The 21,144-nt window shown below is 49.3% G+C and carries 19 protein-coding genes; 15 read left to right on the plus strand and 4 right to left on the minus strand.

Annotated features, from left to right (window positions below):
- Window positions 1-100 precede the first annotated feature (100 nt).
- From NST08_RS01460 to NST08_RS01475, 4 genes are all read right to left on the minus strand, one after another.
- Complete coding sequence (locus tag NST08_RS01460) at window positions 101-1,036, minus strand: aldolase (protein WP_251536185.1); 936 nt, start codon at window positions 1,034-1,036, stop codon at window positions 101-103.
- 98 nt (window positions 1,037-1,134) lie between these two features.
- Window positions 1,135-1,260 (minus strand): paeninodin family lasso peptide, encoded by a 126-nt coding sequence (locus tag NST08_RS01465; RefSeq protein ID WP_028404171.1) that lies wholly within the window; start codon window positions 1,258-1,260, stop codon window positions 1,135-1,137.
- A 15-nt stretch (window positions 1,261-1,275) separates the two neighbouring features.
- Window positions 1,276-3,228 (minus strand): asparagine synthase-related protein, encoded by a 1,953-nt coding sequence (locus NST08_RS01470; protein ID WP_341341366.1) that lies wholly within the window; start codon window positions 3,226-3,228, stop codon window positions 1,276-1,278.
- A 143-nt stretch (window positions 3,229-3,371) separates the two neighbouring features.
- Complete coding sequence (locus NST08_RS01475; protein ID WP_210094298.1) at window positions 3,372-3,791, minus strand: VanZ family protein; 420 nt, start codon at window positions 3,789-3,791, stop codon at window positions 3,372-3,374.
- 217 nt (window positions 3,792-4,008) lie between these two features.
- Here NST08_RS01475 and NST08_RS01480 point away from each other — a divergent pair, with 217 nt between their 5' ends.
- The 15 genes from NST08_RS01480 (at window position 4,009) to NST08_RS01550 (ending at window position 21,143) form a co-directional block, all read left to right on the plus strand.
- Window positions 4,009-5,973, plus strand: coding sequence for a glycosyl hydrolase family 28-related protein (locus NST08_RS01480; RefSeq protein ID WP_210094297.1), 1,965 nt, complete (start codon window positions 4,009-4,011; stop codon window positions 5,971-5,973).
- A 337-nt stretch (window positions 5,974-6,310) separates the two neighbouring features.
- Window positions 6,311-7,057 carry a YveK family protein gene (locus NST08_RS01485; RefSeq protein WP_210094296.1) on the plus strand — a complete coding sequence of 249 codons (747 nt, stop codon included), beginning with the start codon at window positions 6,311-6,313 and terminating at the stop codon, window positions 7,055-7,057.
- Window positions 7,038-7,679, plus strand: a complete 642-nt coding sequence (locus NST08_RS01490) for a CpsD/CapB family tyrosine-protein kinase (RefSeq protein ID WP_210094295.1) — start codon at window positions 7,038-7,040, stop codon at window positions 7,677-7,679. The genes NST08_RS01485 and NST08_RS01490 overlap by 20 nt, the downstream gene beginning before the upstream one ends.
- 309 nt (window positions 7,680-7,988) lie before the next feature.
- Window positions 7,989-8,885 carry a UTP--glucose-1-phosphate uridylyltransferase GalU gene (gene galU, locus NST08_RS01495; protein ID WP_341341367.1) on the plus strand — a complete coding sequence of 299 codons (897 nt, stop codon included), beginning with the start codon at window positions 7,989-7,991 and terminating at the stop codon, window positions 8,883-8,885.
- A 7-nt stretch (window positions 8,886-8,892) separates the two neighbouring features.
- On the plus strand, window positions 8,893-9,591 hold the full coding sequence (locus NST08_RS01500; protein WP_210094293.1) for a sugar transferase: 699 nt from the start codon (window positions 8,893-8,895) through the stop codon (window positions 9,589-9,591).
- An 18-nt stretch (window positions 9,592-9,609) separates the two neighbouring features.
- Window positions 9,610-10,539 carry a glycosyltransferase family 2 protein gene (locus NST08_RS01505; protein WP_244869059.1) on the plus strand — a complete coding sequence of 310 codons (930 nt, stop codon included), beginning with the start codon at window positions 9,610-9,612 and terminating at the stop codon, window positions 10,537-10,539.
- Window positions 10,518-11,933, plus strand: a complete 1,416-nt coding sequence (locus NST08_RS01510; protein ID WP_245255872.1) for an O-antigen ligase family protein — start codon at window positions 10,518-10,520, stop codon at window positions 11,931-11,933. Before NST08_RS01505 ends, NST08_RS01510 begins: the two co-directional genes overlap by 22 nt.
- 166 nt (window positions 11,934-12,099) lie before the next feature.
- Window positions 12,100-12,726: an SGNH/GDSL hydrolase family protein gene (locus NST08_RS01515; RefSeq protein ID WP_373872005.1), complete on the plus strand. Its 627-nt coding sequence runs from the start codon at window positions 12,100-12,102 to the stop codon at window positions 12,724-12,726.
- Complete coding sequence (locus NST08_RS01520; RefSeq protein WP_210094290.1) at window positions 12,723-13,874, plus strand: glycosyltransferase family 4 protein; 1,152 nt, start codon at window positions 12,723-12,725, stop codon at window positions 13,872-13,874. Before NST08_RS01515 ends, NST08_RS01520 begins: the two co-directional genes overlap by 4 nt.
- 14 nt (window positions 13,875-13,888) lie before the next feature.
- Window positions 13,889-15,226, plus strand: a complete 1,338-nt coding sequence (locus NST08_RS01525; protein ID WP_210094289.1) for a lipopolysaccharide biosynthesis protein — start codon at window positions 13,889-13,891, stop codon at window positions 15,224-15,226.
- 43 nt (window positions 15,227-15,269) lie between these two features.
- A complete protein-coding gene (locus tag NST08_RS01530) occupies window positions 15,270-16,322 on the plus strand; it encodes a glycosyltransferase family 4 protein (protein WP_210094288.1) in 1,053 nt (350 codons plus the stop codon).
- A gap of 74 nt (window positions 16,323-16,396) precedes the next feature.
- Window positions 16,397-17,536: a glycosyltransferase family 4 protein gene (locus tag NST08_RS01535; protein ID WP_210094287.1), complete on the plus strand. Its 1,140-nt coding sequence runs from the start codon at window positions 16,397-16,399 to the stop codon at window positions 17,534-17,536.
- Between the two features lie 86 nt (window positions 17,537-17,622).
- Window positions 17,623-18,810: a glycosyltransferase family 4 protein gene (locus tag NST08_RS01540; protein WP_210094286.1), complete on the plus strand. Its 1,188-nt coding sequence runs from the start codon at window positions 17,623-17,625 to the stop codon at window positions 18,808-18,810.
- Complete coding sequence (locus NST08_RS01545; protein ID WP_210094285.1) at window positions 18,807-20,003, plus strand: glycosyltransferase family 4 protein; 1,197 nt, start codon at window positions 18,807-18,809, stop codon at window positions 20,001-20,003. Before NST08_RS01540 ends, NST08_RS01545 begins: the two co-directional genes overlap by 4 nt.
- Window positions 20,004-21,143 carry a glycosyltransferase gene (locus NST08_RS01550; RefSeq protein WP_341341368.1) on the plus strand — a complete coding sequence of 380 codons (1,140 nt, stop codon included), beginning with the start codon at window positions 20,004-20,006 and terminating at the stop codon, window positions 21,141-21,143.
- Window position 21,144 lies beyond the last annotated feature (1 nt).

The following is a 21,144-nucleotide window of genomic DNA, read 5'->3' on the forward strand; positions in this document are numbered from 1 at the left end:
CGCGGCCTTAAGCCGCGTTTATATAAAGGGCTGCCTCCAGGGTGATATCACCAGGGGGCAGCTTTTGCTGCGTTGGAGCCATCCATAACCATGCCTAGTCTCACCTATTGTCGTCTGCACCGATCGTCGAAAGAACCAGCTCAGCCAGCTCATGAACCGTCGATTCATACAGCGGTCGTTCCAAACGGTACATGTCTATACATCCGGATAACCGTGCGGTAAAGTCAAAATGCCACTGGGTTAATCCGCTGCCCGAGAGCAGCAGATTGCGATATGTATGAAGATATAGAAGCGGAAGCCGCCCCAATCTGTCGATCGGTTGAATCCGAACCTTGTCACAATCGGATTTCACCAGTTCAAAAACACCAGCCAGCGGTACCTTGGCATTGGAGAATTGCTCTACTACAGGAATGGCATATTTGGTTTCGCGGTCAGCCAGGGGGCGATACTCAACCGAATTCATTCGGAAGACGTCCAGGCTTTCCTGCCACAGCTTCTGCTGCGGGTAAGCCGGTGTAACAAAGGGCGTGTTCTGCTCATCCAGCGTGACGGCGATCACGTCATCGGTCAATAGCCGATAGCCACGCTGCAGCAGGGCTGATGCCAATGTTGATTTGCCATGTCCGGAGTGACCGACGAAGGCGTATGCCTTATGGTTGACGACAATCGCGCTGCCGTGAAGCGGGAGGATTCTGCGCTGCAGCAAGATCGCCCCCATGCAGGATCCGAGCACGTACAGCCGAATCCGATCCTCCTCCCCATTCTTTTCAGGAGAAACCGAAATGCGAGTACCATTTTCAATGGCAAAGATGGCGAGCTCTGGTACCCTGAACATCACCCTGTTCTGCGTACATACGAATGTGGCTCCTGCCGCGCTCGATTCTCCCAGCCATGCCTCAGCCAAATCGGCATAGCCCACGTTAATATCAGCGGAAGCTCCGAGGTTGGGGGCGGACTGCAGCTCCGGAAGGGGAATGTCACTATGTATGGTGAGCCCGAAGGCCTTATAAGCAGTTGATTTTATTGTGTGAAGCAAGGTCCTCACTCCAAAGATTCATATTCCAATAAAAGAAGATAAGCCCTTATACCCGTTCAGGCGTATAGGGGCTCACTCGGAAAAATTCCAGCTTGCTATTAGCTAGTATGGACCAATTCATCGGGATCCGGTTGTACACCGTCCGGAATTGCGTTACCAGGACCAGCCATCGTCATCTTCATGTCCAGTACCTCCAAAGCAGGCTCACTCCATTGCTTTTTCATTTGGTTCACCTCCTTTCATAAGTTTTTCTGAAGAAATCGATATAGAATCAAGCTCCGCATGAGCAGCTTAATGGAAGGGCCGTAGGCTTGATTCGTGTCCATTCCGTGACGCGCCGTTGCAAGCGCATCTTGGAGAACGGGCATATTCATGATGTCCTGCATTCTGGAATCACGGGTGAGCCGATCCAACTCATCGATAAATTGAGGCCAGTCTCTCTGCATCCGATGGATGGAGTCTGCAGCCTGAATGCCTTTGGTTCGCTGATTGAGCCGGATCGCGTCGGGAAGCCAGCCCTTGGTTGAGCGTCTGATTAAGGCACGGTCCATCCCGTTGTGAACGAATTGTTCCATGGGTGTCGCCAGGCAGAAACGGATGACCCGCAGATCGTTGGTCGGATCGTGGCTCCAGACAGCATATCGAAGAGACATTTTGCATCCGCTCGTTCCCGTGGTGGTCCACATATAGATTCGTTTGAAATGCTGCACTCTTGCCTCCAGAGGATCACTCGGCAGATCGTCCGTCGATCCGATCCCGATAAATGCGCGGTCCTCCAGCTTATCGTAAATTCCAGTCCGTCTGGCAAAATCGGAATGTACAAGCTGCGGGAGATCATCGGTGGAGGATCCGAGCGGTGCCAGCTTCTGTAGGGAAGGAAAGGCTTTGCGGCCCAGGATGGAGTATAGCCGCTTACGACCGACACCGACATTCCGACTGTACTGATTGACCTCCCGTGTTAGCCGAATCCAGTGAAACCTCTTCATAAGCTGGGCATAGTGCTCGATCGCCGGGCCCCAAGAGATGCTGTAATTCCCTCGGGCGCCATTAAGCAGAATACCGATACCGCGCTGCTGGGCCTGTTCATAGATGCCTCGGAGCCAGAAGGAGTTATCGAAAAATTTATAAGGAGCTTCCAGGATGTCGAGCCAATCGTCAATTTCGGTAAAGGGACTGCGCCCCTGGAAATCCAAATAATGATCTTCGATATTACCTGCGAATTGCACCGTCTGCTTGATAAGAGGCCTCTCGTCCGCGAGCCTGTGCTTCGGTGTCCAATCAACGAAGTCGCTCTCAGGGACGTAGCTGAATGTATGGAGAGGACGCTGCTCTTGTTGAAGTGCCCTGGCAGCGAAGCTGACTACTGAGCCTGAGTCCAAACCGCCGCTCAGATGGGCGCCGACATGACGCCGGGTTCGGCGAAGTCTGGATGTGACGGCCTGCTGGAATACGTTCTGGAAGGCTTCTTCATACTCTTCAGACGAGTTCAGTCGCAGCGGCTCTTCATGTCCCAGGCAGTCGTATCGGCTGATGCGCAGCCGGTCGCGCTGGATGACAAAGAAGTGGGAAGGTGGGATCTGATGAATTTGGTGATACACGGTGGTTGAAGCATCAGGTGGTTCGAATACGCCGCGGATCGCCAGAAATTCGGCCAGCCACCGTTCATTAAGCTTTTTATGTACATAAGGCAAGGAGAGCAACGGATTCATAAGCGTGCAGAAGGAAAACTGCTGTTCATTCTGGTGATAATACAGGGTACGAGCCCCGGAAAAATCCCTTGCCCCATATAACAGCTGCTTGCGTTCATCCCAAATGACAAAGGCAAAATCTCCGGTCAAACGCTCCGCCATCGCCTCTGACCATTTCTCGTAAGCCAACAGCATCACTTCGCTATCCGTCATGATTGCTCTTACCGGATGCGGAACCTGCAGCTGATCCATGAGATCGTCCCGGTTGTCTAGGATGGCGTCAGCCGTAATGGCAAGCCCGCGCTGCGGATCGTAATAAGGCAGCGTCTCGTCGACTGCTTCCTCCGTAATCCATTGGGCAAGACAACCCATTATAACGTGGCTTTTGTGCCATAGAGCTCTTCGATCTGCAGGATAAGCGTCCATCGCTGACATGATGAGCTCGCCGTCCCCCAAGTGAACCGGTTGCCCATAAAAACGATAAATACCGGCAATTGCGCCCATTTATATATTCCTCCGTTATGGCCTATCCCGGCTTTATCTTCACGATTATATTTGGATACATTTCGTATCATTGACATTATATATCATGTATACGTTTTGTATCAATACATTTTCACCCGTATTATGCAATAACTTAATCCCAATCATTTTTTTAGATGTATTGCTCTGTGTTCATTCCTACGGAATATGAGACAAATCAGGTAAGCGAGACCGATTCCGAAGGCGTCGTTGATTACATCATAGATCCGCCCGCCCCTGAAGAAAAACAATTGCAAGATCTCGGTTAATGCCGCATATCCCACGCATACATAGAAGGCCATCTTGCTTTTGCCGAAGCCGGAGGCAAGCTGGGCAAGAATAAAGAAGCCTAGGAAATGACCTATTTTTCGCATGACCCAATCCGTGCTGTACCATTGAAAATCCATTTTAAAGAGCTCCGACCAATCCGGGGAGGGGTTTAGTTGAAAATTGATGATGTGATACCGGATAAGAAGCTGAAAGTTCAGTGAGCAGGTGAAGATGAAGAGAATCAAGCCCCATAGGACGGTTAGAATGGTGCGCATGAGAAAGCTCCTTTAATGAAAACGCTTCTATTATAAAAATGTATGTTGTTAGCCTTAAGTATGATGATACAAAATGTATCTTTAGATATGTATATTATAGGAGGATCGGGGCCATTGCAAGTCATAAATTGGGTGAGAGGCATGCGTCCCAAATAGGCATCTTCATCAAGCACATCCGCAAAGGAACCACTACTATGGTAGCAAGGAGGGGATCAGCATGGCCAAGGAAACGGATTTCATGAAGATGGATACATGGTCATCCACAGACCCGATCAATCCAGAGGATTTAAGCTCCAATTTCAATATGCTCGATGAGGAATTGATGGAACGCGGGATCAACGTCAAGTGGTTCGGAGCTAAGGGAGACGGCCGGACTGATGATACGGCTGCGTTTCAGGCTGCTATGGCCGTGTGCGACAAGCGGTATAGATTGTTTATTCCTGCTGGAAACTATCGGGTCAGGCAAACTATTGAGAATAACAGCCGCGGGATTTTTGGAATTGCCCCCTATGTGGACAGCGGTCAAATGGGCTCGCGAATCATCTGGGATCCAGTTGATATCGCCACTGATTTGCTTCCTTGTCTACGAATTCGAAGCTCGGGGGATAAAGCCGTGTTCGAGAACTTTTCCATTACGGGAATTTCCGAATATAACTCTAGAAATCTAGCAGCTTGGATCGATAGGAATCTATTCCAGCAAAATCGATATGACATGTTTTCGGTTGGAGCCGTTGCCATTGAAATTGCAGCCAAATCGACTCCGATCTTCAGGAATATTAGGACGTCCGGCGTTAAGGTGGGTCAGCTGCTAAACAGCACCAACGGTCACGTATATTCATATGATTGCAGCTGGAACGGACTGGTTGGTGTTTATTGCCGGGTGAACTCCGGCGATTATTTTTATCAGGGTGGTGGCATATCGGGAGCATTCTGTGGGTTATTGCTTGGAACTATATTGAATGCAGGCCATCGGGGAGGATTTGACGGCCATTTGCATCGGGTACATTTAGGATTCTCGCCATACGGCATCTACCAATGCATTGACAGTTCGCTGGATGAATATAACAGGTCTTCCTCCGTCAGAGGATTAAGCGGGATGTTCACAGGTGCCCAGTTTGAGCAATGTGGAGAAGCGGCCATCCGGCTCCTGGAGAAATCCGCCACTTCAAATTTACGGATGTTCGGCTTCGGCTTTTCCTGGTCGGTACCAGCCTATTCCGGAAACTCAGGGGTCTGGGAGTTTCCTCTGCCGGATGAACTGAAACCGCTCGAAGAGAAACAGCAGTATGCAGCTTGGTTCGGAACGGTAACGGCTCCCGTCACATTCAACGATGACTTGGGGGTTTTAAGAAAGTCTACCGCTCCCGGAGCAGCTGGTTCGGCCTATATTGATATTTTAACAGGAGACAAGGAATCCGATCTGTCTGGACTTGGCATCGATGATACGGTCATCAGGAGAAAGGTTACCCCCTTGTATAAAACGGTTGACTTGCAGGAGCGGATGAAGGAACGGGAACATCGAACTCTTATGCCGGTGTCAGCTCCTAATCTACTCTCCAATCCGGAGGTTTTATCCAATTGGACCGTGACTAATGGCGGAATGATCAGTCTTGTCACAGTGGATGAAGTACCCGTTCCCATCACGAACGAGATGAAACAGGTTATCGGCAGCCGGCCGGTTATTTTAAAGGTAACACCGAATGGGGTGTTTTCGCCCAGCCTCCGAATCAAATTCAATGCACAGCCGCTGCCGTTTCAGGGAGATGCGGGGAGAAACTTGGCCATGCAGTACTTTATTCTGGAAACGGAATACGAAAGCGGAACTTCCTACAAGTCGATTGGACGGATCTCGGCCCAAAACGCAGAGTTTATTTTTAACGACGCCGTCACGTGGAAAACGAAGGGATGGAAGCATCTGCGAGGCAGAGAGCTTGCAAGCAAGTCCGGATTGTTGCATGAATTCAACATCGGGTTTATTCCGAAGACCGGTGACACCTACATTGCGGGCGTTATGGTCACGTGGGACCATATCGGATCATATTCCCCCTACCCCCATAGCTATATGGCCGATTCGCTTGAAATCGGCGGACCAGGCAACGGATTGATTCTTACGGATTCCGTAACGAATAAAAGGTATCGCCTTTCGATGGCCAATGGCAGCTTGCAAATTACGCAGGCCTGATGAATAAAAAATCATTTTATACAGTCAGTCCCGTCGATCCCTGCATCGGCGGGGCTTATTTTGTTGCTTTCGAAAGGCTTGTAAGAAAAGGAATCATCTCCGAACTCCTCAGAAATCGAAAGCGCTAACAGCGATACATTTTGTCTCCTGTAAATGAAAATTCATGAAAATTAGCCTTGACATGATACAAAGTGTATCGTAAATTATGGGATATAAATGTATACGAAATGTAGCAAAAGAGGGGCTGCAGGCTTAGTCCTCATCCCGGTTATGCGTCGAAAGGCCTCAAGGCCAGCGTAATATCCAATTCAGATTTCAACGGGGGGCTGCTAAGGAGATGGAACTCAAGCAGTATTTTCGAATTATCCAGAAAAAATGGTGGTTGATCGCTGTAATCGTCCTCGTAGCGATGGCCGCGGCAAGTGTCAAAAGCTTCTACTTTACGACACCGATCTATGCGGCAAACGCAAAGCTGATCGTCAACCAATCATCGGGTGATGGACCACTCAATGCAAGTACGATCCAAACCAGCATTTTTCTCATTAATTCCTATAAGGAGATTATTAAGTCGTCAGCTGTCATGAATAAAGTTGTCCAGCAATATCCGGGCCTTGGCGAGAGTCCTGGGGTGCTGGCCGCTAAAATATCCGTTACTTCAGCAAGTAATTCGCAGGTCATGAATTTGGTTTACCAGGACACGTCCTACGCCAAGGCCGCCAAGGTCGTCAATGCTGTCTCCACCGTATTCAAAGAGGAAATTCCGAACATTATGAACATCGATAATATCACAATACTTAGCGAGGCCGACACGTCAGCTGCTCCTGCCCCGATTAACTTCAATCCTTTTATGAATTTGCTAATCAGCTTCGTTGTTTCCCTCGTACTGGCCATAGGGTTCGTATTCCTTCTGGATTATCTGGACGATACGCTCAAGACGGAAGCCGAAATTATTGAAATTATGGATGTTCCTGTTCTAGCCGTCGTAGGCAAAATCGGCAAAGGCGATCTGAAAAAATCAGCCAGAGGGAAAGCCGTCCAAAAACAAAAGGCAGGTGAGAGCCAATATGCGACGCTCAATCAGTGAGGGCAGCTTGATCGTATCACACAACCCTAAATCATCCATTTCAGAGGTATATCGTCTTCTTCGTACCAAAATCCCGTTTTTCTCCAAGGACCAGGAACTTAAGACGGTAATGGTAACTTCTTCTCAGCCAGGGGAAGGAAAAACCACAACCATAAGTAATCTGGCCGTTACCTACGCTCAGGAAGGCAAAAAGGTGCTTCTAATCGACGCGGATTTGCGCAAGCCCTCACTGCATCGCGTGTTTTCCCAGATAAATCATCAGGGCTTAAGTTCGCTACTGACTGGTCATTCGAGCATTCAGGAATCCGTTCAAAAGACATCGATCGACAACCTTTGGCTCCTTCCTTCAGGCCCGGTTCCTGCCAATCCCTCGGAATTAATCGATTCTTCGGGAATGCGCGAGCTGCTTCATCAGATAAAAGATCAATACGACGTCATTCTCGTCGATACGCCATCTGTCTTATCCGTGTCGGATAGCGTCATCGTCAGTGCTTTATGTGACGGCGTCATTATGGTCGCCGCGGCCGGCAAGGTAAAGAAAGATCATCTCAAGAAGGCGAAGGAACAACTGGACCATGTGAATGCCCGCATGCTCGGTATTGTCCTCAATCGGGTGGTTTAAACTCCTCTTCCACAAATGGGCACTAGCTCATCAAAGAGAAAGGCTGTAACCCTTACAACAATACAGGTAATGTCTACTGCACCTTTATCACTGTAGGCACTCGGTCACACTGTGGGTCCTAAAGGACCTTAGACATGATTGTCGAGGGTGTGATGTGAGGGTGGGTTCAATGCCCTTTTCAAGAAGTATTAGCTATGTCCTTTTCACTCGAAGAGTACATAGCTAAGCCCTTCTGCTATAGAAGCACTGATCATGGGTTATGGGATTATCGCACAAATACCATATAAAGAGTTGGAGAGTGAATGAAGGATGAAGAAAGTAAAGAAAGCCATTATTCCCGCAGCTGGGCTGGGAACAAGGTTCTTGCCTGCCACGAAGGCGATGCCGAAAGAGATGCTCCCAATCGTGGATAAGCCGACCATTCAATATATCGTTGAAGAAGCGGTGGCATCCGGGATTGAAGACATTATCATTGTGACCGGCAAAGGCAAGCGTGCTATCGAAGATCATTTTGACCATGCGTTCGAACTTGAACATAATTTGTTCAGCAAGGGGAAATTCGACTTGCTTGACGAAGTCCGCCGATCTTCGAATGTTGAAATTCACTACATACGTCAGAAGGAAGCCCGTGGACTTGGGCACGCTGTGTGGTGCGCCCGCAATTTCATCGGCGACGAGCCGTTTGCCGTGCTGCTCGGCGATGATATTGTACAATCTCAGACGCCTTGCATCCAGCAGCTTGCACAGCAATTCGAAGTGACGCAGAAATCCATGATCGGAGTTCAGACGGTTTCCCAGGATCAGACGCATCGTTACGGCATCGTCGCACCGCTAGAGCGAATCGATCGATTGTACCAAGTGGATTATTTTGTCGAGAAGCCGCCTGTTGGGCAGGCACCATCACGACTGGCCATCATGGGCAGATACATATTGACACCGGAAATTTTCGAGTTTTTGGAGCATCAGGAAGAAGGCGCCGGCGGCGAAATTCAACTGACAGATGCTATTCAAAAGCTGAACGAAACCCAAGGCGTGTACGCTTATGATTTCGAAGGAACCCGATATGACGTAGGAGAGAAGCTAGGCTTCATTATGACGACGCTTGATTTTGCGTTGAAAAACGAGGAGCTCCGAACACCTCTGCTGCAGGGGATGGAGACGATTCTCGAGAGAGAAGCTCATCAAAATAAATCGCTAATGAGGTGAACGACAGATGTACCCCAATCCGCAACGGAACGAAGCAGACGCAGTTTTTGAAGGAGCTTCGGACTATGCGAACTACGCATTTGATGACCAGAAATCCAAGGTCCTGTATTTGCTGATTAAGCGAGGGATGGACTTCGTGTTCGCGCTTATTGGGCTTGTTCTGCTTTCTCCGCTCTTCCTGATCGTATCGATACTCATTAAGCTTGAGGACCCGAAGGGGTCCGTTTTTTTTTATCAAACCCGTGTCGGTAAGGACGAAAAGCCGTTTCGGATGTACAAGTTCCGCTCAATGGTATCCAATGCCGAGGAACTGCTCGATAAGCTGCTGGAACAGAATGAAATCAGCGGCGCCATGTTTAAGATGAAAGAAGATCCCCGAATTACGAAAATCGGTAAATTCATTCGGAAGACCAGCATTGACGAATTGCCGCAGCTGTGGAATGTCGTTCGTGGAGAGATGTCGTTGGTAGGACCTCGCCCGGCCTTGCCAAGAGAAGTGATGCAGTACAGCAGCTATGACAAACTGCGATTGAGAGTAAGTCCCGGCTGTACGGGTCTATGGCAGGTGAGCGGACGCAACAATTTAAGTTTTCAGGAAATGCTGGCATTAGATTTGGAATATATCGAACGCCGAGGAATATGGCTGGATGTGAAGGTCATGCTTCGAACGGTCAAGATTATGGTTTTTCCGAATTCCGCCTATTAGATCGCGGGGGGATATAGAATGAACATGACAATTAGCGTCATCATTCCAACGTACAAGCGTGTGGAAGCTCTTCAACACTGCCTCGAAGGGATTCAAAGGCAAACGAGATATCCGGACGAGATTATGCTGGTCGTTAGAAATACAGATGAACGGACATTGAATTACCTTCGATCCTTGAACATCCGAAACACAAAAATTGCGCTGATTGAGGGAAGCGGCGTGATTGCCGCACTGAATGCCGGGATCAGGCAGAGTACGGGCTCGATTATCGTACTAACCGATGATGATACCGTTCCTCATACGAATTGGCTTGAACAACTTGAGCGGCATTATGCGTCGAACTCGGAAATCGGAGGCGTAGGGGGCAGAGATATCGTGTTTTTACGCGGACATGAGATTCCAGCGGGAAAACAGCAGGTTGGTATCATCAAACCCTATGGCAGAATCATCGGCAATCATCATGTAGGCATTGGCAGCGCCCGGGAAGTGGATATTCTGAAAGGTGCGAATATGAGCTTCCGAAGAGAGGCCATCTGTGGCTTAGCCTTTGACGAGCGGATGAAGGGGACGGGCGCACAGGTACATAACGAGCTGGAATTTAGCCTGGCTGTGAAAAAGAAGGGGTGGAAGCTGATTTACGACCCTACGGTATGCGTGGATCATTTTCCGGCCGAACGTTTCGACGAGGATCAACGGAACAGCTTTAACGAGACCGCCTTTTTGAATGCGGTGCATAACGAAACGTATGCCGTATTGAAGCATTTCGGCACGTGCCATCGAGCGCTGTACGTCTTGTGGGTGCTTATAGTCGGGAGTAAGGCTTCGCCAGGAATCATTCAGTTCCTGCGGTTGCTTCCCCGAGAACGAACGGCAGCGTTAAAAAAAGTATGGCTGGCCTATAAAGGCAGATGGGATGGTTGGAGAACATGGAGAGGATCTTTGGAATAAGCGCATCGGCACTGCCAGCGGGCCTTAGGCGCTTGATCCTACTGGCGTGTGTAATCGCTCTTGGGGGGATGGTCGGCGTTGCTGGGGCGACGGGCTCGCTTCATATGAGGCTCTTGGAATTTACGCTTCTCATCCTCAGTATGATGGCGGCCCTGCGCATACACTTTAAACGCCCTCATGCGTTAGTTCCATATGCGTTGTTGATGTGGGTCGTAAGCCCGGAACTGAGGCGACTGCTCGATTGGTCCTTTCGCTCATATACCGATACATCATTAATCTCGCTCATTCCTTATTGCGTGAGCTTGACCATGTTAATTCCAATTATCAAAAACATGAAACAATTGGACCGTAAAGTGGGCATCCTCTTAAAAATTTTAGGGGCTGCCTTGATTTATGGTTTTGGCGTCGGCTTTCTAAAATACGGATTTTCATCCGTATTTGACCTATTGAATTACGTTGTGCCGTTTCTTGTCCTGGCTTATGTAAGCGTAAGCCGCTTTGGCCGGGATGTACGAGATCAATGGCTTCGCAGCTTCGGATATCTTGCCGTAATCGTTGCAGCATACGGAATCTATCAGTACATGGTCCTTCCTCCATGGGATCACTTCTGGATGACCAGTTCCGAGATGAAATCCATCGGTCCTGCGGAGCCTCAAAAATTCAGGGTATTTTCGTTGCTAAATTCCCCAGGGCCTACCGGGGTATTTCTTGCCCTGGCACTGGCCATTATGACGGTTCAAAAGAGGTGGAGGGCGTTCGGAGTAGTCGGGCTCTTGCTCGTAGCCTTCGCTCTACTGCTAACCCTTGTCCGCATTGGTTGGATTGCTTATGTTTTGATGATATTAGCCTACTTTCTTCGTTCTCAGTTAAAGAGCAAATTGCAGCTGCTTATGCTCGGGATTGTCATCGTGCTCGCCTATCAATTCCTGCTGCCTGTTCTGCCGGGGGCAAGCCAGGTGGCTTCTCGCATCGATACGTTCGGGTCCCTTGAAGAGGACCATTCCTTCAATGAGCGGCTTCATTTTTCTACGCACATCTTCTCAGCAGTTCTAGCAAATCCGGTTGGCATGGGGCTTGGCAGCTCCGGGTTAGGGGCGAAATTAACCCAGAATTCGGATACGCTGACGGTATTCGATAACGGCTATTTGAATGTATTTTATACCTTTGGTTTGCCTTTGGGGTTAGGGGTCGTTAGCGTACTCATTTACCTTCTAATTTATCTATATAAATCGAGTCGGACTGAAAGGATGTATTCTCCGATATCCTTCGCAGCTATTACAGCTACATTGTTGCTGCTTATGGGGAGCAACGTTTTAAGTGGTTTTAGCGGATTTATTCTTTTGTTGGTTATTTCGCTTGTCTACTTGCCAAGGCCAGGAGAGGAGGGAATATAGCGTGTTAATCGTTTGTTTGGGCGATTCCGTTACACAAGGGCTAGGTGTTAGTAAATATGGCAGGTCTTACGGGAATTTATTGCAAAGTAAGCTCCAATCGCTATATGCCCAATCCGTTCAACTCATGAATCTTGCAGGGAGTGCCATGCAGGTTCATGAATCCAGAATGAAATATGAAAAAAAACTGATGGAAATGCAGCCCGAGATTATTATATTCGCGCATGGAATTACGGAGTCTGTAGTCAGGGAACAGAAAAAGCATCTTAGATTTTTACCGAAACGATGGAGGAAGCCGGGCTGGATGGATCCAAGGCCTTATTTCTCAAGACGAAAGCCTAAAGTGTGGCTAGAGAAATTGGAGTCGAGTCTCCGGTGGAGGGTGAAGGTAATCCTCATTAAAACCTTGGGAGGCAGGCCATGGATGAGTGTCGATGAATTTAAGCAACACACCACGGACTTCATTCTTAACGTGCTGGGTCATAATCAAAAAACGAAAATAATCCTTCTTACCCCAGGCGATATCGAAGAAAGGTATTTCCCCGGATCTCCGGCTTCCATGCAGAAGTACCGCGATGCACTTCGGGACATTTATGAAAACAGCAAATCGACAAACCGGGTGTTCATGTGCGATTCGTCAACCAAGTTACATCGATGGGATGATTATTTCGAGGATCGCTTCCACCCGAATGAGGGAGGGCATAACAAAATTGCCGAGGCTCTCATGGACACAATCGTGAAGTACTCGCTAATAGATGATGAACGTATGCATGTAATGAGAGAGGTAAGCGGATGAAGATCTGTTTCGTTACGCACAAGGTGAAGAAGGGAGACGGTCAAGGAAGAGTCAACTACGAGGTCATCGTGAAAGCAATAACGGAGGGGCACGAAGTAAGCATTATATGCTCCGAATTGGCAGAGGAGCTCCAAGGACATCCCCAAGTGACTTGGCTTAAGAGAGGAACGAGAAGGATCCCGACGCTTCTGCTTCAATACCAGTGGTTCGCCTTGATTTCAGCAATTTGGATTTGGATGAACCGAAGCAAGATAGATCTTGTCGTGGTGAACGGTTTCATCACGTATGCCCGCTCCGACATTAACTGTATTCACTTCGTTCATAGCGCATGGATAAAGTCCTGGTATCATCCATTCCGGGAACATAAAAATGCTAGAAGCTTCTATCAATTGATTTATAACGGATTGAATGCATTCCTGGAACGGTATGCCCTAAGAAGGACGAGGCAAATTATAGCGGTGTCGCAGCAGGTCAAGCAAGAGCTGGTACAGGATGCACGGGTAGAGGCTCAACGGATTGCGGTCATTCCCAATGGAGTTGACCTGAATGAATTTTATCCCCGAACTGTAAACCGGGCCGATTATTATTTGGCCGATGATCGAACCTATGCGCTGTTCGCCGGTGATTTGAGATCGAGGAGAAAAAACCTAGATACAGTCCTGGCAGCGCTGGCCGAGGTCAAGGATATTGAGCTTATTGTACTCGGATATACCGAGAGAAGCCCGTATCCCCAGTTAGCCGAGCAGCTTGGAATTAGCGACCGTGTTCACTTCCTGGGGTACCGGCGGGATATCGCAGACATGATGTCGCTCGCCGATTTATTTATTTTTCCTTCCAGGTACGAGCCCTTCTCTCTTGTTATCCTGGAGGCGATGGCTTCTGGACTGCCCGTGATCACAAGCAACCGTTGTGGAGTTGTGGAACTGCTGTCCGATCAATCCGCCGTTGTAATTGAAGATCCGGACGATACTTCTGCGTTGGTACGGGCGCTTCGGGAACTGTCCTCTAATAAAGAGCGTTTGGAAATGATGGCGGTCAAGGCGAGGGAGGATGCGGAGAGCCATTCTTGGGAGCATATGTCCGGCAAATATTTACGATTGTTTCATTATGCGATGCATCCTAAATTTGAGACCGTTAATCAGGCCTGAAGGGATACGTATAAATGGCACTTACGAATTCAGTAAAACAAAGAGGCAGTCTTGGGAATGTTGTCCAAATCTTTGCATCCAATGTCTTTATTCTTGGATTAAATGTGCTGACAGGCATAATAATTGCAAGGTTCTTGGGGCCAGAGGGACGAGGCGAGCAAGCGGCCATGATTATGTGGCCTAGATTTCTGGCGTATTCCTTGACATTAGGGATTCCAGCGGCGCTTGTTTATTACATGAAGAAAAAAAATGAGGATCAGGGCTCCCTCTATGTAACGGCATTGTACATGAGTGTGCTGCTTGGTTTTGTGGCCATGGCGGTTGGAGCCGTGATCATCCCTGTCTGGATGAAGGGGTACTCCGGCGAAGTCGTTGATTTTGCCGTGTGGGCCTTGATCATGTCTCCAGTAGCCATGATCGGAACCATCAATACGGCAGCTTTACAGTCCAGGGGAGAGTACGGTCTTTATAATTTTATGCGATATATTCCGGTGCTCGGAACGTTGATATTATTATGTGCGCTTGTTGCAACCGGGCACGTTACGCCTTTCCTTACGTCCGTCGCATATCTCTTTCCGGCTATTCCGATCGCCGTCTGGACGACATTTAAACTCGTCTCCCGTTACAGGTTGAAGCAAAAAAACAAGGCGAAGTCCGGGAAAAAGCTGCTAGGCTACGGCATCCGTTCCTACGGAACGGACGTGGCCGGAACCTTCTCCGGGTACATCGACCAGATTTTAGTGGTAGGGCTGCTATCTCCAAGCAGCCTGGGTCTTTATGTGGTGTCACTTAACTTAGCCAAAATGTTGAACACAATTCAGGGGTCCATAACCTCGGTATTGTTTCCCAAGGCTTCGGGCCTTCAGCAGGATGAAGCTTTGCGACTAACGTTTAAAGTAACGCGCATCAGTTCGGTTATAACCTTCATGGTGGGGGCAGCGGTATTTGTAATTGCGCCCTATTTTCTGATTCTTTTATACGGCCCCTCGTTTGCGGAAGCGGTCTCTGTATTTCGGATTTTGATCTTCCAAACCGCGATTACCAGTATTTCGTGGATTTTGGCACAAGGTTTTATGTCCATCGGCAAGCCCGGAGCAGTGACCATTATTCGGATGACCACGCTTGGACTGAACGTCGTGTTTATGAATTTGTTCATACCGCTGCTGGGTATCAAAGGGGCAGCTATCTCCTTGTTGGCTACGGCTTTGATAGAATTGTCGGTCATTTTTCTGGTTTATACGTTGAAGCATCGAGTTGCAGTGCGTCATTGGATGATTTCAAAAAGCGATATCGTATGGCTTCTTGAGCGTATACGCAGGCAAAAGGGACGGAGCAATACTGAAGCCATGTGAGGAAGGTCAAAGGCACAGAAGAACAATAAGACGGGGTGATCCCTTGAATATTTTGCACATAGCAAACCATGTAAAACAGTCGGGAAACGGTATTGTTAATGTCATGGTTGACTTGGCTTGTGAACAAGCGATTCTGGGACATAGAGTGGCGGTAGCTTCCCAAGGAGGGGAGTACCTGGAACTGCTGAAACAACATCATATCGATCATTACAAGTTGGACCAAACGAGAAAGCCGATGCAGATGCTTCAGGCTTTTTTTGATTTTAGAAGCATCGTCAAACGATTCCAGCCGGACATCATCCATGCACATATGATGACAGGTGCGTTACTGTCTCGTTATTTGAAAGGTTTAAGCAAATACAAGATCGTCACGCATGTCCATAACGAATTCCAGAAGAGTGCCGATTACATGAAGGTTGGTGACACGGTAATCGCCGTCAGCCATGCTGTAGCCCAATCGATGGCCAAACGCGGAGTTCATGAAGAGAAACTCCGCGTTGTCCTTAACGGAACGATAGGCAGCAGAAGGAATACGGGCATGGAAGAAGTACAGCTCAAAGGACGTTCCATCGTTACCGTTGCAGGGCTTAATGAACGGAAGGGCATTGCAGATCTCATTATGGCGTTTAGTATCGTCTCTGAGCAATGCCCTGATTCGGAATTGTATATCGTTGGAGACGGACCGGAGAGGGAACGATTTAAAGAGATGGCTTCCCAATCGGCTCATTCTCATAAAATTCATTTTGAAGGCTTTCAGACAGATCCAAGACGATACATGTGCTCGTGCGATGTATTTGTTCTAGCATCACATAAAGATCCATTCCCGCTCGTTCTTCTTGAGGCGCGGGAGTCGGGATGCGCGATCATCGCTACCGAGGTGGACGGTATACCGGAGGCGCTGGATTTCGGGCGATCAGGCATGCTGGTTCCGCCAAAGGCACCGGAGAAGTTGGCTGCAGCGATGCTCAACATGCTGTGCGATCAGAAGCTTCGCCAGGAGTACAAACACTCCGCTCAGCAAGGTCTGGACTTCTATAAGGTGGAACGCGTCGCGAAAGAAACATTACGAATTTATGAGGAGATTCTGATTAGTTAGAACTGGGAGTGCGCTATTTATGCATACTGCAGCAGGGCAGGAGATGAAGATATGAATAATTGGAGTGAGTTTCCTTGAAAGTAGCCATGATAGCAAACTCTAATCATAATGTGAACTCAGGCGTGTCAGGAACAAGGATCGCGATTGCTGAATCGTTACGACAGCTTGGCGTACAAGTCGATACATATTTCATGGACGACTTTAAAGTATTCGATGGCGGGATCATGGACAAAATTATTTTTCCATGGAAGCTGGCCTCAAGACTGTCGAAATGGAAGGAATATGATTTGTTGGATATTGCTTCTGGAGATAGCTGGGTTTTGTCATACTTCAGAAAACGTCCAGTAATTGTATCAAGCAGTCATGGACTTGAACATCTGGCCCATAGGGAAATTTTGGAGGAACATCGTTTAGGCAATCTGCCTCTCAGCAAGAAGTACTTTATTTACTGGGGAGGTTATCGGATTTGGGAGGTATCCAAATCCTTTAAGCGAGCCGACTTCTCAATAGTCCTCAACTCCGAGGACAAACACTTCGTACAGGATCAGATTGGCAAAGATTCGTATAAAATTAGCGCCATTTTTAATGGGATCCCAAGTTATTTCTTGAATCTTCCGGTAAATGATATGGAAACAGCGAACAATGAAGTCATCCAGATAGCCCAGGTTGGGAGCTACATCCACAGGAAGGGGATATCTTATAGTGCACAGGCCCTGAATACCATCCTTGCAAAATATGCCCATGTGGAAGTTGCCTTTATGGGTACGGGCTGTGAAGATGAGAAGGTATTGGCCGACTTCGATCCCGAGGTCAGGGATAGGGTCACGACCATTCCAACGTATAAACACAGTGAGCTGCCGCACCTGCTAAGAGGCTATCATATTAAACTATTCCCGACATTATCCGAAGGATTCGGTAAAACGCTAATCGAGTGTATGGCATGCGGCTTGGCGCCAATTACGACAGATACGGCAGGACCGGCCGATATTGTAACGGATGGGGTCGATGCTCTTGTCATACCCAAGCGAAACATTGATCAAATGGTTGTCGCGATAGAGAAGCTGATACACGATCCGAGCTTGCTGAAGCAGCTTCGTTTCAACGCTTATCGCACGGCTCAGAAGTTCACTTGGGACAATGCGGCAAAAAATCGATTGGCATGTTATGAGCAGGCAATCCGTGAGATGAAGAGGGGTTATGCGCAGGAATCGTAATTCTTGTTGGTGCTAGGAGTATCCTGAGATTAAATGTTTGATTTATTCAATATTCTCATATCAGAATTAAGAAAAGAGAGATGGCCATGAATGTGCTTTCGACGGGAATGGGATGGATTGATATCCAGCATGGAGGACTGAACCGCTATTTTGCGGACTACACCAAGGCTATGAAGGATTACGGGCATACCGGGCTGGGTGTTGTGGTAGCCCCGCAAGGAGCGGAGCTGCCTCCCGACCGGAACATCAGCAATGCAACCAAAGAGCTTCGTCTCAACCATTTCCTGCCGCGCATGAAATCGGTGCAGAAGCATGCGGTCCATGCGGTCCGAAGCTTTCGGCCGGATGTCTTTAATCCGCATTTTGCTTTTTATGCGACGATGGTTACAAGAAGCCATATCCCTCCCCATATCCCGATCGTTACCCATTTTCACGGACCGTGGGCGATGGAGTCCAGGGTAGAGGAGAAGGGCAATATCGGCATGATCCAAGGCGCGAAGTTTTGGCTCAAAAAACAAGTGGAGCTGCTGACCTATCGCCGGTCGGATAGCTTCATCGTGCTTAGTGAGTATTTCCGGGACATTTTAAGGAACACCTACGGCGTAGATGAACGAAAAATCCATATTATACCGGGTGCGGTTGACCATCATCTGTTCCTGCCTAACCCGGATCGGGAAGGGCTCCGATTGCAAATGGGGATCCTTCCGGACCAGCCTGTGTTGTTCTGTATTCGGAGGCTGGTACGCCGGATGGGAATCGATCGCCTCATTCATGCCATGGTGGCTGTCGTTCGCGAGCACCCGGATGTCCGCCTCTATATCGGGGGAGACGGGCCGATGCGCGAACCGTATGAAGCGCTTATTCGGGAGCTCGGGCTTACTGCCAATGTTCGACTGCTCGGCCGGATTACGAACGAGGAGCTTGTGCAATACTATCAGGCTGCCGATATCAGCATCGTTCCGACATTGACGCTCGAAGGCTTTGGCCTGATCACCGTGGAATCGCTAGCTTGCGGAACACCTGTGCTCGGCACCCCGTATGGAGGAACGAAGGAAATTTTGCATCGCATCTCCGACGACTTGATGTTTGAGGACGGGACGTCTGAGGCGATGAGCCGCAAGATCATTGACGTGCTCAATGGGCAATCGTTTCTCCCGTCACGTGAAGCATGCAGAGAACATGTATTGAATCGATACACATGGAACCGGGTTGCAGAAGCCGTGACCGAGGTGTTCGCGGAGGAAATCGATAAGAGAAGGGTGTTTCGGAAATGAAGATCGCCTTTTATAACCATACGAGCGCGATCAGCGGCGCGGAGATCAGCCTTCTGCTGACCGCCAAGCATCTGACGAGAGCCGAGCCGATTCTATTCGCTCCCGAGGGGGAGCTGCTGCAGAAGGCTCGCGATCAAGGGCTTGAGGTAGTAGCCCTCCCTAGCTACCGTGCGAGAATGACCCGCAATCCGTTTCTCCTGCTGATATATGTTATGGGGATGCTCTTGGCAGGCTGGAGGCTGGCGCTTCTAATGAAGAAAAGCGGGGTGGATCTCATCCATGCCAACTCCATACGCGCCGGCATCATGGCAGGGCTGTTCCGGTGGTACCATCGGATACCGGTCATCTGGCATGTGAGGGATATGCCTCCGGAAGGAATAATAGGCCGCTTGATCCGGAGGTTTGCAGGCAGCACCGCCGGGGCGCTGATCGGCATTTCCGAGCCAGTCATTCAAGCGATGGACCATCGGTCCCTAACCGGGAAATGCCATCTTGTACATAATGGAGTCGAGATTAAGCCATTCCGAGCTGAAGAGCGGCAATCGATACGTGAACGGACCCGGAGGGAGCTGGGAACGCCGCAGGATGCGGAGGTCATGGCAATCATAGGCCAGATCGCCCCTTGGAAGAGACAAGAGGACGCCATTGAGGCGCTTTCCCGTTTATTCCGCGAGGGAAGGCAGGCGTATCTGTGGATCGTTGGTGAAGCGAAGTTCCGCCAGGAGAATGAGGATTACCTCACTAGCTTGAGGGAAAAGGTACGATCGTTAGGGCTTGAACAACACGTCATATTTACGGGATTTAGAGAAGATGTACTGGAGATCTGCTGCGGAGCAGATCTCCTTTTATTATGCTCGGATCGCGAGCCCTTCGGCCGGGTCGTGATCGAAGCGATGTCTCAAGGCACCCCAGTCGTGGGAACCCGGGGCGGAGGCGTCCCCGAAATTATTGAGCACGGCAAGAGCGGATTGATGTACGAGACTGGAAACATTGACGAGTTGAATCATTGCATCCGTCTCCTTCTGGATGATCCGCAAATCCGGGCTATGCTGAGCCGTGGCGGACAGGAGCGGGCGGAGGAACGGTTCTCCATCATGCAGACATCGCACCGCGTGGAGCTGATCTATCAGCAGCTGCTGACGAAATCCGGCCGGGAACGGTCCCGACGCCAACAGGCAAAGGAGTTCATGTAAATGCGAAAAGTGAAGGTTGCCATTGTCCATGATTATCTCAACCAAATGGGCGGCGCGGAACGGGTGGTGGCCGTATTCCACAAAATGTTCCCGGAGGCGCCGATTTATACGACGATTGTCGACCGGGACAAACTGCTTCCGGAATTGAAGGATGCGGACATCCATACAACCTGGATGCAGGGGATACCGGGGATTTTGCGCAGATTCAAGCTGTTCTTCTGGCTCTATCCCTTCGCCGTATCATCCATGAAGTTGAAAGGCTATGACCTCATCCTGAGCTCCAGCAGCGCTTATGCGAAAGGGGCAAGGAAGGGCCGTGACAGTGTACATATCTGCTACTGCCATACGCCGATGCGATTCGCCTGGAATTTCGAGGCCTATATGGAAGGTGTTCCGGTGCCAAAGAACGTAAAACGGATTGCAAAATGGCTGACATATCCGCTTCAGGCATGGGATTGCCGCAACTCCAAGCGGGTGGATCGTTTGATTGCCAACTCGACCATTGTTAAAGAGAGGATCGGACATACGTACGGAATGAACGCAACGATTATTTTTCCTCCGGTAGACATCAGCCGGTTCAGTGTTGGAGAAGGCGATCCGGAGGATTACTTCCTGGTTGTCTCCAGACTTGTGTCGTACAAAAGGATCGATCTTGCGGTTGAAGCCTGTTCCCGGCTTGGCCGAAAGCTCATCGTGATTGGGGATGGGCCCGATCGGCCTCGGCTGGAGCAGCTTGCAGGTAATACGGTTACGTTCCTTGGGAGAAGAAGCGACGAGGAAGTGGTCAGTCATATGCAGCGCTGCAAGGCACTGATCTTTCCGGGAATCGAGGATTTCGGGATAACGCCGCTCGAGGTGAATGCTTGCGGCAGACCGATTGTCGCATTTCGCGGAGGCGGAGCATTGGACACGGTTGTAGCCGAGCGGACAGGTCTGTTCTTTGAAGAGCAATCGGTGGAATCCTTGGCGGAGACGATCGAGCGTTTCGACCAATATGAATGGGACCCGGCCCGGATTCGGGAGCATGCAGAGGCTTTCGGCGAGCATGTATTCATCGAACTTCTGCAATCGAGTATTGACGGACTGATGGGCGCCAGGGAAAGAGGCGCCAAGATCGCGCAAGTGGAAGGGAGCTATTAAC

This window comes from Paenibacillus sp. FSL K6-1566, from assembly GCF_038050475.1.
Classification (GTDB): Bacteria; Bacillota; Bacilli; order Paenibacillales; family Paenibacillaceae; genus Paenibacillus_AQ; species Paenibacillus_AQ lactis.